Source organism: Inquilinus ginsengisoli, from assembly GCF_031453975.1.
Lineage (GTDB): Bacteria > Pseudomonadota > Alphaproteobacteria > DSM-16000 > Inquilinaceae > Inquilinus > Inquilinus ginsengisoli_A.
This window is the reverse complement of sequence record NZ_JAVDPW010000005.1, coordinates 487,796-500,566: the sequence shown is the minus strand read 5'-3', so window position 1 is coordinate 500,566 and position 12,771 is coordinate 487,796. Positions and strand designations below refer to the sequence as shown.

Here is a 12,771-nt window from a genome sequence, read left to right as displayed (position 1 = left end):
TCAATATGACGATCGCGCTTGGCGCACGGTCAGGCGAAAGCGAAGCTAAAGAATAAAATCACCTGCATCCATTCCGACGACACGATTGTAAATGACAATAAACAGGTCGGCGGCACCATTTCCATCGACATCGCCGACGACTATCGTATCTGTTCCCTGAGTTGCTTGCCGCAATTGTCCACTCTGTCCGGTGAATGCTTGGTCACCGATCCAGTGAAAATTACCAGCCAAGCGGAGGTCAATGCGATCATGCTCCGGTGACGTATTGGCTTCAGTATAATTCAAGATCAAGTCGACTGCGGCGCCGTTGAGGCTGTCGGTGACGCTCGCAAACACATAGATATCCGATCCGGTTTCCCCGTCCAGGGTATCGGCCCCAGCACCGCCCTGAAGGATGTCGTTGCCACTGCCTCCGATCAGATAATCATCTCCATCCTGACCATAAAGTCTATCCGCTCCATCCCTGCCGTAGAGCGAGTCATTTGCGCCCCCGCCGACAAGGCCATCGTCTCCTTCACGCCCATCGAGAACGTTGGCACCGCCATCGCCCGTCAGATCATCACCTAAGCCGGATCCACCAAGATTCTCTATACCCGTCAAAGTGTCGCCTTCTGCGTCTCCGTAGTGATTCTGATGGGTCGTCAAATTGACCGATACGGCCTGTAATGAGCCATCATACGATGCCCAATCAATGCCACCGCCGCCGCTCAGGCTGTCGTTCCCGAGCCTCCCGACAAGATAGTCATTGCCAGCATCGCCCTGCAGCACATCATTCCCCTGACCGCCATCCAGTGCATTGTCGCCGCCATCGCCGGTCAAGTCGTCGCCGAGGTTCGAACCGGCAAGATGTTCGATGCCCGAGAAAATGTCGCCTTCGGCATAGCCATAATGGGCCGCGTGGGTCGCCAAATTGACCGATACAGCGTTTGGCGAATCCCAATAGGCCAAGAAATCGGAGCCACCGCCGCCGCTCATATTGTCGACGCCGGCACCACCGACCAGGTAGTCATCGCCGGCATCACCTTGCAACACATCCATACCGCCGCCACCGGACAACGTGTTATTTCCGCCATCGCCGGTCAGGTCATCGCCATAGCTGGAGCCAGCGAGGTTTTCGATGCCCGAGAAAATGTCGTCCTCGGCATAGCCATAATGGGCCGCATGGGTCGCCAAATTGACCGAAACGGCGTTTGGCGAATCCCAATACGCCAAAAAGTCAGAGCCCCCGCCGCCGCTCATATTGTCGACGCCGGCACCACCGACCAGGTAGTCATCGCCGGCATCACCCTGCAACACATCCATACCGCCGCCACCGGACAACGTGTTGTTTCCAGCATCGCCGGTCAGGTCATCGCCGTAGCTGGAGCCGGAGAGATTTTCGACACTCGAGAAAATGTCACCCGCGGCATCCCCATAAGCGACGACATGGGTTGCCAAGTTCACCGACACGGCATTGGCGGAGCCCCAATAGGACAATGTGTCGATGCCGCCGCCGCCACTCATATTGTCCGCGCCGGCACCACCGGTCAGGTAGTCATTGCCGCCACCGCCTCGCATGGCATCAGCGCCCGCACCACCAGACAGCGCGTTGTCGCCGTCATCGCCGGTCAGGTCGTCGGCAAGGTTGGATCCGGCGAGATTTTCGATCGATGTGAGCGTATCCCCTTTGGCGTCGCCATAGTCGTAGGTGTGAGTGTTCAAATCGACTGAAACGGCATTGGCCGAACCGGCGTAAGAGGCCCAATCGTCATCGCCTCCGCCATCCAGCACGTCGGCACCCGCTCCACCTTCGAGGACATCGCTGCCCGAGCTCCCGTAAAGTTGGTCGGCACCAACAGCACCATAGAGGTAGTTGTCGCCGGTGTTGCCGATGAGCTGGTCATTGTGGTCAGAACCGCCGAGGTTTTCGATCAAGGTGAGGACATCGCCCTGAGCGTCTCCGGACACCCCAAGAACTCCAGCGACCAGACTCGCTCTCACGAAAACGGCCGATCCCGCGTATGACGCCATATCGGTATTGCCGCCGCCATCCAGGTTGTCAGCATTTGCGCCTCCAACCAGGAGGTCATTGCCGGAGCTGCCAAAGAGCGAGTCGAGACCGCCGCCACCATAAAGATAATTATCGCCGGTGTTGCCGATGAGCTGGTCATTGTAGTCAGAACCGGCCAGGTTCTCGATCAGAGTGAGAGCATCGCCCTGAGCGTCTCCGGACACGCCGAGGACCCCAGCGACGAGACTCGCTTTTACGAAAATACTGGACCCGGCATAGCTGGCGGTGTCGATGTCGCCGCCGCCGTTCAACTCGTCCGCTCCGACACCGCCGATTAAGACGTCATCGCCGCTGCCGCCGCTGAGCGTGTCATCTCCAGCGTCGCCTTGCAGACGATTGTCGTAGATGCTGCCGGCAAGTACGTCGTTGAAGGCCGAACCTTGAACGTTTTCGACGTTGGTGAGCGTGTCGCCCTCGGCGTCGCCATAGGCACCTGTTCCGTTGCTGCCGTTTCCCAGCGAAACTGCAACGAATCCACTCGACGTCGAATACGAAGCCCAATCTTCATTTCCACCGCCGTCCAGCCGGTCTGCTCCGTCACCACCGACCAGCGTATCGTTGCCACCGCTGCCCAACAACTGATCAGCGCCGTCTTGGCCGAGCAGCACATCATCGCCCGCATTGCCGCCGATGAGGAGATCGTCGCCTACACCTCCTTCAAGCTGGCCGCCGACGGCAAGGGCTTGAAGACGGTCATTTAAATCACTCCCAACCAGGTTCTCGATGCTGATCAGCGTGTCGCCGGCCGCGGTCCCACCGGAGGCAGCCCCAGTGCCAAGATTGACATTCACTGCCGTATCAGAGTCGCTGTAATTAGCGACGTCGCTTCCAATGCCGCCGTCAAGGACATCGCTGCCGAGCCCGCCATATAAGCTGTCATTCCCGGCGTTTCCCGAAAGCGTGTCGTTGCCAGCCAGTCCACGGATAAAATTGTCGGCGGCATCGCCGACGAGGACGTCATCCCCGGGCGTTCCAATGTATGATGTCGCGGCGCTCGTCTCCATTACGGCGACTGCCCGTGCGCCGGTTTCCTCCGGTAGAGTCGGCAACTCTACCCACGGCTCCGCCAATTCAAATGGCAGCTCCGTATCGATCTTGGCAATCATGCCCAGGAAATCGGCAACCTGTTCAATCAAATCGTCAGAGTTATTTTCCGTGCTCTCGTCGGCAACTTCAAAAATCACGATTGAACTCCTATAATTTTGTTTTCGGCGACTCGCACCGGTTTGTGTCGATGTCGCGGGATTATCGTCGTCAAGTTAGATTGACCTATCTGTGCTTAGTCTTGCCTTGGGACATGGCACAGCAATACCCAACGCTGCTCACGCAACGAGCGTCCCAAATCAACTTGGTTAGCTGAATAATTTGCCTCAGGAATGAACGTTACCGAAAGTTAATGCTAATCACCCGGCTTCCGCAAGTGGGGCATTTGTGATTCTTTTCCGCATTGATGTGGGACACCGCCCAGCGGTGATAAACACCGCCGGCCGGGCACATCCGGTTGCACGATCGGGTCGGTCGGGGGTGCCTGCCCGCCTCGACGCTGGTGCAGGAAGAAGACAACGTCGAGCGGCTAGATCGGCGCCAGCAGCCTTCCAAAGCCCTTATGGCCGTTCGCGTTGCAGGATTTCCATGATCCGCAGACCGACGGCGCCGCAAACCTAGTCGGGGAACTGCTGGTTTCATGCTCCCGAGAAGAAGGGGGAACGAACTCTCTCCCGTGGCCCTACTGGTCGCGCAGCAACGCCTCGATGAAGTTGCCCTGCCACAGGCTGGAATGCCGGCGGTAGCCGCGTGCCGTCGCCAGGCTTTTCCAGCGGCCATGCTCCATGGCGCGCTCCAGGGGCACGTCCTTGCGATCGGCCGCGGTCATCATCCCAGCGCGCAGGCTGTGCCCAGAAAACTCTCCCGCACCGAGCCCGGCCTGGCGGATCATCCGCTTGGCCAGCAGGGCGGCGGTGCGTCCGGCGATGGTCGGGTGGCGCCAATCGCTCCCGGTCACCAGGTTGCGGCAGCGATCGATCCGGCAGAACAGCGCCCCGGGGCGCATCGCCGCGGGCGGCGAGCCAGTTGCGCAATGCGGTCACGGCGCAGAGCGGCGAGCTGGGGACGGCGCGGATACCGACCTCGGCGCCATCGCGCTCCTGGTCGGTCTTGGACCCCGCCACGAACAGCACTAGGCCCTCGGCCGAAAGGGTGGCATGGCGTAGGTCGAAGCCGGCGAGTTCGGAGCGGCGGAAACCGACGGCGAAGCCGACCTGCAGCAGGGCGCGAGTGCACAACCGCCGGGCCAGGGCGGGTCCAGCGCGATCCGAGATCAGCAGCATGGCGGCGCACAGATTCTTTTCGAGCAGCGCCGCCTTCCTATTCGCCCTGGCCCCCTTGGTCCGGCGCAGGCCCTTGATGAAGTCCTCGAAGCCGCGACATCGAGATTCAGGGGATGGCCGAGGCGCTTGCGGATGGTCACCACGGCGGAGCGCCGCAACTCGATGGTGGACAGCGACCGGGTCTCGGCCAGGGCGGTCAGGCGGAGAACCAGCCAGCGGCTGTCGGCGGCGACAGGGCCGAGGCTGAAGCGCAGGCACCAGTCGCTCCAGGCGCGCCAGGCCTTGGCGCAGCGAGGTTGGTGTTGGCCGAGGATGCGGCGCTCACCAACTCGTCCGCCTTGGCGACGAGCGCGCGGATCTCGGCGATCTGCGCCTCGGTCAGAGCCACAGGCTCCGCCACACGCTCCGCCGCGGGCGCCTCGGGCGTAGTCGCCCCTGCGATCGCCGGGATGTCCGGCATGCTGCCTACCCTGCCCTTCCGGGCATGCAGCGGCCGCATTGGCGGCCGCTGGCGATGAGGCTACCGCGCCAGATGGCCGGGCGCCACGCCCGTAACGACCGATAAGCGCCATGTCTTTCCGTGATTTCATATAGTTAGTGATAGCGCAGGTCTCAGTAAGCGCCGCATGACGCCTTGGAATCAGTCCGGAGTGGGCGCGCCATTTCCGGCCACGGCTTCGGAGCGTCGGCACCGGCGATCGCTCAATCCCTCAGTGTCCGGCTCTCCTCGGTCAGCCTGGATCTCAGAGCATCTCTGAAATCCGCCATCGCTGCCGGGTCTTCAGAGCGGCAACAATGGGTTCAAAATGATGGGTGTCCGGCCGAACCGCGCCGAGCGCGGCGCTCAGATAGGCGAGGCTCCGGGCGTGTTCCGACGCCACCAGGAATAGTGGCCGGGGTCCACCAACCTCCAGGGGATTTTGGTGTAGCCCCGGCGCTCCAGGAAGCCAGCGAGCCGTTTATTGACCACGTTCTCGACGCAGATACCGTCGAGCGGCCGGCGCTGTTCGAGCCAGGCCAGCGTAACGTGCAGGATGCCTCGGCCGCGGTACGCCTCGGTGATCTGGATATCAGCAAGAGTGAAGGCGCGCGCCGCCATATTCTGAGAATCGGGGACTCCACGCGCTTCCGTCCGGAGATAGAGGTGGACGTGTGCGGTTACGATGTCGTGCCGGTGAATCCATTGATTGGATCGCTCGGCCGTCAGAATGAATTCTTCCAGGCGACGTTTCAGCCCGGCGATCTCGTCAACCACGACCTCGTGCTGGCGCATCATCCCAAAAACCCTCTCTGATGGCATTGTTTGCAGTCGCCTACCGCAGTCAAAGCGATCTGGCCCCTTGCCCTATTCGTCTCGCAGCAGCGCGTCAGTGAAGTCTCCGGCCCACAAGCTCGAATGGCGCCGGTAGCCCCGTGCCGTCGCCGCATCCTTCCAGCGGCCATGCTGCATGGCCTGCTCCAGCGGCACCTTCTTGCGATCGGCCGCCGTCATCATGCCGGCCCGCAGGCTGTGGGCAGAGAACTCGTCCATGTCGAGCCCGGACTGCCCAACCACCCGCTTGACCAGCCTGGCCAAGGTCTTGGGGTCGATCGGCGGCAGACGCCCATCCAACCCTAGGGTCAAATGTCCTCCTCGGTCGACCCGGCTGAACAAGGCACCAGGTGTATCGCCGCGGGCCTGCAACCAGGCGCGCAGCGCGGTGACAGCACAGAGCGGCGCGCCCGGAACGGCCCTGATGGCGACCTCCGCGCCGTGGCGTTCCTGGTCATTCTTCGAACTGGCGACGAACAACACCAGGCCGTCGGCCGACAGGGCAGCATCGCGCAGGTCGAACCCGGAAAGTTCGGAACGCCGGAAGCCGCCGGCAAAGCCGATCAGCAGCAGGGCGCGATTGCGCAGCTGACGCAGCCGCTCCTGCCCTGGATCGGCCGGCAGCAGAAACATCGCGGCGCGCAGATTCTCCTCGAGCAGGGCGGCTTTGCGGACCGGCCTGGCGCCCAGGGTCCGGCGCACGCCCTTGAGGAAGGCGTCGAAGCTCGCCTCCCCGAGGTTGGCATCGTCGAGGTGCAGCGGCCGGCCGAGGCGCCTTCGGATGGTCAGCACGGCGGAGCGGCGCAGCTCGATGGTCGATACCGAGCGGTTTTCGGTCAAGGCCGTCAGGTGCAGCACCAACCAGGAGGCGTCGGCCTGGGCCGGATCAAGGCCGAAGCCGAGGCACCATTCGCTCCAGAGTCGCCAAGCGGTGGCGTAGGCGCGGCGCGTGTTTGCTGAGAGCGATGCATCAACAAGCGCGTCTGCCCGCTTGGCGAGCTGGCGGATCTCGGAAATCTGCAACTCGGACAGGCTGCCGGCAGGCAACACTGCCGCCTCCCCTCCCCCGTCCGCGATTGGCTCTCCCATCGGTCGGCTCAGGCCTGGCGCGACCTCGCTGGTGGGATCGGGCGGAGTGTTCGGCGGCATCATCTGTGGCCGGGGCGCGAGAGCAACGTCCGCCGCTGCGCCACGTCCGCCGCCTGATCGGATGGAGCTGTCGCGATCGCTGCAGTCATGGCCACTGGCGATCCCTCGGCCAGGGCCAAGCGCAATCGGCGGTCGTCGAGATGGTCGTGCAAGAAGTGGTCCGGACGGCCTCGGCGTTGCATCGGCATGATGGTTTTCTCGATCATCGACGTGGCTCAGCCAGCAACGCCCGGCCGAGCGGGGTCACAATGAACTGGTCCCGCACCCGCGGTCGGGGCGCCAAGTGGCCGTCCTTCATCGCCTGGCGCTGCAATCGGCCTTTGGCCGTGCGCCCATCGTCCCGGTCGATGCGGGCATCCGGATGGCCGATGCCGAGCTGCAGCAGGGCTGGAAGTGGCTTCGTCATGCTATCGACCTCCTCCAGCTGACATTTTGGTGGCCAGGAAACCCGGCCGAGCCGAGTCCGCCACCCGGACCTGGTGATGATCCCACATCAGTTGGCGAAAGCGCTGCCATTCCGCCTCGGTGGTGCGGCCATGGGTACAGGCCAGGCACTGGCCGCCGTGCTCCAGCTGGACGGCGACTGGGTGATGCACGTCGATGCCGAGCCGGCCGAAGCGGCCGATGCAGTGACCGGTGGCGTCATTGACCCAGACCGCGTTGGCAGCCGAGAGGACTTCGTGAGCCGGCTCGACGGCGGTCATTCGCCCCGTCCTGGTCCATGCCTGGTACGTTCGGCCTCAAGCTCCTCGCCGTGGCCTGCGCCGTAGCCACGCAGAAACTCATCGCACCGACCGGAGATCCACAGGGCGCTCCAGTTCGGTGTCAGCCCGGCCCGGGCGTAGTGCAAACCACTGTCATAGGCTGGTCTCGGCCGCATCGGTTTTGTGATTTCAGGTAGCATCAGTCGGGCTCTCTGCAGGGCGAAAGGGACGGATCGTCAGGATCGACGCCGTTGGCGATCGCCATCGCCCGGTAGCTCTCGTGCAGCGGGAAGGGACTGGCGATGTCCCGGAGGTCGAGCCGCCCGGCCCTCGCCGCCAGGCGGGCGCCGAGATTGTGCGTCGCCGCGCGGAGGACAAAGCCGGCGCAGCCGAACTCGCGGCCCTCCGGGCTCTTGTGGCAGGCAAACTGGTCCACCGCCATGTCATAGGCGGTCACGGCCAGGTCCCGAAAGCGGTCGGCCGGGAAGCGCCCGGGTGCGACGTCCGTCCGCCACGGGCATTCGGCGCAGGGGCTGGTCTGATATGCCTTCATTCTGGTCTCGCCTCGACCGGATGGGGGTGATCGATGCGGGTCATGTTCCCTCCCCGGCCGACAGCGCCCAAGAGGTTGGGGTGCCGGTGACCACGCGGCGTACCGCCCGGGCCCGCTCCAGCCGCACCAGGGCCGCGCGGACGGGAGTGGTGCGCTCGCCGATGCCATAGGCGATGTCGGCGGTCCAGATCGCGCCCTCGCGCCGGTGGCGGGCAAGATAGGCGACGATGCGGTCGGTCAGGTCGGACGGCTTCGTCATGGTGTCTCGCAGGCTGGGGCGCCGTGTCGTGGCGAGCCTACCGGCCCGCCGGCGACGATTCTACCGGCTCGCGGTGACGGTTGGAAGAGCCCCAATGCCCGATAATCCCCCTTATCGGGCGTTATACGGAAGATAAATTGAAGTATAAAACGATGATTGTGAGTGTACTTCGGACACAATTAAGCATTATTCACATATATCCGACCTATATACTAAGAATTTTTGGATTTATGGAAAATTTGATTTTACTTCACTTCCGATTTATCGGCAGCCATGCCGCATGAACTGATCATTACTTTGCGATCGGAGGAGAAATGATCCCGCAGACGCGGGACGATTGAGGGGGCCAGCCACCCTCGGCGCAAGGGTCCGCGGCCTCACGGCCGCCAGGGCACCGGGCCTCCCCAGGTTTCGGCCGCATCCGCGGCCTGCAACGCTCCGCTGCGCTTCGCCCCCTCGCAAGCGACGGGCTGGGCGATCCCCCTCCCGCCGCCCTGCCCTTGCGCCTTCACCCCCGCGCCTCGCCGACGGGGCGTCTTCGGTCGCATGCGCAACCGAAGCAGGATGAAGGACATGAAACAGATCCCGTTGGACAAGCTGCAGGTGGCAACCCAGGCAGAGCTCGAACACGGCCTGATGGTGGTCTGCGAGCGATCGGACGGAAGCTACGGCGTTGTGGTGGGCAAGCGCTGCCTCCGGATCCTCCGGGAGCTGGAGCACTCGGGCCTCGTCCCAGCCGACATTCCGGTCCGCTGCCTGGTCTTGGGCGAAGGAGAGCAGGATTCGTGACCACCTCGCCCGCGACAAACCGAGATCGACCGTTGGAATTGGCGGCCCCGCCTGTTGCCTCAGCATCGCGCCCGCACCACGATGTCTGCACCAGAAAGCCCAAGGCGCCGCGCCGCGCGCTCGGTCAGATCGTCATAGTTCGACCAGAGATAATCGCGGGCTGCTCGGGACAGCACACCAATTTGAAGGCGACCATCCTCGATGCCTTCGCACTGTGCCCGGCTGAACCACGCGAGCCATACGGCCTCCGCCTTGCGGCCCCCGCCATGCTCAAGCTGCCATGCTTCCCGAAACTGTTCGAAGACCGACGGGACGCCTTGATCGGCGACATCTTTCGAGGCGGCCGACGTCGGTGGGCCAGGACGCCAGCCTTGTGCCGAGGTGGCGGACCCGGATCCGGTCGCCGCATCTCGGATGCCTCTTTTCTGGCGTGGCAAAGGCCGCGCATCTGTGCCTTCGACCTTGTACGCCGCGATGTGCGCTCCCCATCGCGACGCCACCGTGGACGAGCGATGTGATGAGGCAATGATGCCAACCTGGGATGCAGCGCGCTCAGTGCGCGGTTCCCCATCCGCAACCTGCAGGCGGGCCGACTCCGGCGCAAGGTGCTTGAGCCCGCGAATGATTCGGGATCGGACGATCAATGTCGCGATGACCTGACGGCTTTCGATGGCGACAAGAGTTGCCTCACCGATGTCGGACGACTTCGCCAAGCGCGCGAGCGGAACGCTCATTCCAGCTCGAGCCGAAGAGAGCCAGGTCGCGAACTCAGCGTCGGCCAGCGACGCTGGATCGACGGTGGGTTCGGCCCGAACGCTCGCTCCGAAATCTCGACCTTCCCTCGCCGACGCGCTCGCGCGCGCCTCAAGGGGTTCAGTCATTGGTTTTGTATTCAAGGGAGTCGGGTGGTCGCCGAGGCCACCCTTAAGGGGGGTCTCCAAGGCCATCCTAGGGTGGGCTCCGTGACCACTCATGTCAGTCCGAAGGGTGGCTGTCGAAGCCACCCATTCGGCTGCCGGGCAAGGTGCCGGCAAAGACGCCTCCAGATCTGGCTCAGGCTCCGGGCGGCCGGTTGTCCATCCACCGTTGGCTCCTATGACGGGCGCATTGCGCTCGATCCATCTGCGGTCGAACGCATAGACGGCCGTGCTCCGCGGGCCCCGCCCGCCCTCCTGCTCGATAGAGACGACGGACTTCGCGCGCAGGCTCTGGCGCAGGCGCTTGATCGAGCGCTCGTCAATGCCTGTGAGGGCAGCGATCGTCGGAACGCTGAGCCAGCTGACGAGCGTGCCCGCGTCCTCGTACGATCTGCGATGGATCCGCTCGACCATGAGAAGGGCGAGTCGCCGCTCGCGGTCGGTGAGGTCGACCGTCGTCAGGAGAGCGAGTCGCAGCCTCTCGACGATGCGGAAGAACGCCTCACTGGTCATGCCTCGCTCCACTCGGAGCAATATCCGAATTTTTGGGGGACCAGGAGGCTACCCGCGCCACCGAATAGGACCTTGGACGACGGAGCGCGCTGGCCCTCCGCCGCATCGCTTGCTAGAACGCAACTAGTACGCAGCATTCGCAGACTCCCGCGAATCACTGCATCGTTCTGCGAGGTTTTGCTACGCTAAGTCGTTGTTTTTCTTGCCCTTGCGCCGCAATGGCATTGTAGAGGTCAGCGGTTCGATCCCGCTTGGCTCCACCAAGACGGAAAAGGCTCAGTCGCAAACAGCTGGGCCTTTTTCTTTTCCAGATCGGCGCGGCGTGAACGGCGAGCGCAGCTCGGGCACCGTCGCCGACTTGGCGCCGAGGGCGCGACACGCGCATCGATGACCGGACACACCCTGCCACGAGCTCGGCTGGTTCCGTGAACGTCGCGATGGGAGACGGGTCCGAGGCACCCTCATCGCCGACTATGGCCTGACCGGCATCATCGCGGAACGCTACGATGCCGGCGTCCGCCTCGGCGAACAGGTCGCGAAGGACATGATCGCGATGCGGATCGGTCCGGACATGTCCATGGCGGTCGTCGGGGCGCCCTCCTATTTCGCGCAGCGGCCGCCGCCACATCGGTGACCGCCGTTCCCGGGCTGTCATCTGCGCTATCCCAGCCGCCGGCAATGCCCGCCGGCCCTTTCCGTGCTACTCGACGCGCTGCGCCACCGGGGCTGACGATGCGCCGGATTGATGAGCAGGGTCGATAGCGTCATGCGGACAATGGCCCCTAATCGCCCGACGTCATCCAGCCTATCTCCAGGTCGGACGGCGATCGGAGGCACCGCTTTCCGCCGACCACCGGCCGCGCGATCGCGGCCGCAGCGGCCGATCCGCCACGAGCGGGTATCCGCCATCGGCTTCATGCCCGTGCCATTGCGCCTGAGATCGGAGAGACCAGCGATGAAGCTGCCCGTTGCCACGCTCGCCTTGTTTTCCGTGGCCGCATCGGCCGAGGCGGAGCCGGGACCGAAGCCCCAGCGTGTCGCCCCTGCCATCGTGCACGAAACCACGCCGGCGCTGGGGATGTACACCGATCACGTTCTCTTCGGGGATGTCTGGAAGCGCCCGGAGCTCGCGCCGCGTGACCGCAGCATCGTCACCATCGCCGCGCTCGTCGCCGGCGGGAACACCGCCCAGATGACGGGCCATGTCAACCGCGCGCTGGACAACGGCGTCGAGCCCGGCGAGATTGCCGGAATCATCACGCATCTGGCGTTCTACACCGGCTGGCCGAAGGCCATGTCGGCCGTCGGCGTCACGAAGGACGTCTTTGCGCAACGCGGGGTCGGGCCCGACCAGATCGCGCCGGGATCGAGCGAACCTCTCCCTGTCGACGAGGCCAGCGAAGCGCGGCGCGCCGCCGCCGTCGAGGCCCAGGTCGGCGACATTGCGCCGGCTCTCGTCCGATACACCAACAGCGTCCTGTTCGGCGATCTGTGGCGGCGCGCCGACCTTGCGCCGCGGGACCGGAGCCTGGTGACCATCGCGGCCCTGATCGCTGGCGGCCAGGCCGAACAGCTGCCCTTTCATTTGAACCGGGGGATGGACAATGGTCTGACCCAGCCCCAGCTTTCCGAAGTCGTCACCCATCTCGCCTTCTACGCCGGCTGGCCCCGGGCAATGTCCGCAATACCGGTCGCCAGGTCGGTGTTCGAGGCCCGCGCAGGCTCGCCGGACGAGGCCCCCGCTTCAAACACGCAAGGGGAAACGACATTGGAAATCCTGCGACACGGCTCTCAGCCCTCCGGCACGGGTCCGGCAGAGTATTTCACAGGCTCGGTCCGGATCGACTCGCGGTTCCAGCGAAGCGAGCCCGCGCGTATCGGCGGCGCGATCGTGACCTTCGAGCCTGCGGCACGCACCGCGTGGCACACGCATCCGCTGGGCCAGACGCTGATCGTCACCTCCGGCCATGGCTTGGTACAGCGAGAGGGCGGCCCGATCGAGGAGATCCGGCCCGGCGACGTGGTCTGGATTCCGCCGGGCGAGAAGCACTGGCACGGCGCCACGGCGGCTTCGGCCATGACTCATGTCGCCATCGCGGAATCGCTCGACGGCAGAAGCGTCGATTGGATGGAGCATGTGTCCGATGAGCAGTATGGACGCGGGTCTCCTATCCAAAATTGAGGCTGAGCGATGATCG

The 12,771-nt window shown here is 64.0% G+C and carries 13 protein-coding genes; 2 read left to right on the top strand and 11 right to left on the bottom strand.

The window, feature by feature from the left end; genetic code table 11:
• Window positions 1-45: 45 nt before the first annotated feature.
• The 10 genes from E9232_RS16790 to E9232_RS16745 all read right to left on the bottom strand — a co-directional run bounded on the left by E9232_RS16790 (window position 46) and on the right by E9232_RS16745 (window position 8,354).
• The gene (locus E9232_RS16790; RefSeq protein ID WP_309795612.1) at window positions 46-3,234 is read right to left on the bottom strand and encodes a beta strand repeat-containing protein; all 3,189 of its coding nucleotides are present in this window, start codon (window positions 3,232-3,234) and stop codon (window positions 46-48) included.
• A 542-nt stretch (window positions 3,235-3,776) separates the two neighbouring features.
• Window positions 3,777-4,052 (bottom strand): site-specific integrase, encoded by a 276-nt coding sequence (locus E9232_RS16785; RefSeq protein ID WP_309795610.1) that lies wholly within the window; start codon window positions 4,050-4,052, stop codon window positions 3,777-3,779.
• A gap of 521 nt (window positions 4,053-4,573) precedes the next feature.
• Window positions 4,574-4,837, bottom strand: a complete 264-nt coding sequence (locus E9232_RS16780; RefSeq protein ID WP_309795608.1) for a hypothetical protein — start codon at window positions 4,835-4,837, stop codon at window positions 4,574-4,576.
• 384 nt (window positions 4,838-5,221) lie between these two features.
• A complete protein-coding gene (locus tag E9232_RS16775; RefSeq protein WP_309795606.1) occupies window positions 5,222-5,653 on the bottom strand; it encodes a hypothetical protein in 432 nt (143 codons plus the stop codon).
• Window positions 5,654-5,722: 69 nt separating this feature from the next.
• Entirely contained in the window at window positions 5,723-6,736 is a 1,014-nt protein-coding gene (locus E9232_RS16770; RefSeq protein ID WP_309795603.1) for a tyrosine-type recombinase/integrase, read from the bottom strand.
• Window positions 6,737-6,837: 101 nt separating this feature from the next.
• A complete protein-coding gene (locus E9232_RS16765; RefSeq protein ID WP_309795601.1) occupies window positions 6,838-7,044 on the bottom strand; it encodes a hypothetical protein in 207 nt (68 codons plus the stop codon).
• Window positions 7,041-7,244, bottom strand: a complete 204-nt coding sequence (locus E9232_RS16760; RefSeq protein ID WP_309795598.1) for a hypothetical protein — start codon at window positions 7,242-7,244, stop codon at window positions 7,041-7,043. Before E9232_RS16760 ends, E9232_RS16765 begins: the two co-directional genes overlap by 4 nt.
• Window position 7,245: 1 nt before the next feature.
• Window positions 7,246-7,542, bottom strand: coding sequence for a hypothetical protein (locus tag E9232_RS16755; protein ID WP_309795596.1), 297 nt, complete (start codon window positions 7,540-7,542; stop codon window positions 7,246-7,248).
• Between the two features lie 199 nt (window positions 7,543-7,741).
• Complete coding sequence (locus tag E9232_RS16750) at window positions 7,742-8,095, bottom strand: DUF6283 family protein (protein WP_309795594.1); 354 nt, start codon at window positions 8,093-8,095, stop codon at window positions 7,742-7,744.
• 40 nt (window positions 8,096-8,135) lie between these two features.
• Window positions 8,136-8,354, bottom strand: coding sequence for a hypothetical protein (locus E9232_RS16745; protein WP_309795592.1), 219 nt, complete (start codon window positions 8,352-8,354; stop codon window positions 8,136-8,138).
• A gap of 573 nt (window positions 8,355-8,927) precedes the next feature.
• Between E9232_RS16745 and E9232_RS16740 the strand changes: the two genes are divergently transcribed.
• Window positions 8,928-9,143 (top strand): ParB N-terminal domain-containing protein, encoded by a 216-nt coding sequence (locus tag E9232_RS16740; RefSeq protein WP_309795589.1) that lies wholly within the window; start codon window positions 8,928-8,930, stop codon window positions 9,141-9,143.
• Between the two features lie 59 nt (window positions 9,144-9,202).
• Here E9232_RS16740 and E9232_RS16735 read toward each other — a convergent pair whose 3' ends face one another.
• Entirely contained in the window at window positions 9,203-10,573 is a 1,371-nt protein-coding gene (locus tag E9232_RS16735) for a hypothetical protein (RefSeq protein WP_309795587.1), read from the bottom strand.
• A gap of 955 nt (window positions 10,574-11,528) precedes the next feature.
• On the opposite strand from E9232_RS16735, the gene E9232_RS35840 reads away from it, so the two are divergent.
• A complete protein-coding gene (locus E9232_RS35840; protein ID WP_374710626.1) occupies window positions 11,529-12,755 on the top strand; it encodes a (R)-mandelonitrile lyase in 1,227 nt (408 codons plus the stop codon).
• The last annotated feature ends 16 nt before the right edge of the window (window positions 12,756-12,771 follow it).

Bases quoted from the DNA above. Each gene is read 5' to 3' on its own strand.
- E9232_RS16780 (WP_309795608.1), bottom strand. From the start codon at position 4,837: ATGCCGGACATCCCGGCGATCGCAGGGGCGACTACGCCCGAGGCGCCC.
- E9232_RS16775 (WP_309795606.1), bottom strand. From the start codon at position 5,653: ATGATGCGCCAGCACGAGGTCGTGGTTGACGAGATCGCCGGGCTGAAA.
- E9232_RS16765 (WP_309795601.1), bottom strand. From the start codon at position 7,044: ATGATCGAGAAAACCATCATGCCGATGCAACGCCGAGGCCGTCCGGAC.
- E9232_RS16760 (WP_309795598.1), bottom strand. From the start codon at position 7,244: ATGACGAAGCCACTTCCAGCCCTGCTGCAGCTCGGCATCGGCCATCCG.
- E9232_RS16755 (WP_309795596.1), bottom strand. From the start codon at position 7,542: ATGACCGCCGTCGAGCCGGCTCACGAAGTCCTCTCGGCTGCCAACGCG.
- E9232_RS16750 (WP_309795594.1), bottom strand. From the start codon at position 8,095: ATGAAGGCATATCAGACCAGCCCCTGCGCCGAATGCCCGTGGCGGACG.
- E9232_RS16745 (WP_309795592.1), bottom strand. From the start codon at position 8,354: ATGACGAAGCCGTCCGACCTGACCGACCGCATCGTCGCCTATCTTGCC.
- E9232_RS16740 (WP_309795589.1), top strand. From the start codon at position 8,928: ATGAAACAGATCCCGTTGGACAAGCTGCAGGTGGCAACCCAGGCAGAG.
- E9232_RS16735 (WP_309795587.1), bottom strand. From the start codon at position 10,573: ATGACCAGTGAGGCGTTCTTCCGCATCGTCGAGAGGCTGCGACTCGCT.
- E9232_RS35840 (WP_374710626.1), top strand. From the start codon at position 11,529: ATGAAGCTGCCCGTTGCCACGCTCGCCTTGTTTTCCGTGGCCGCATCG.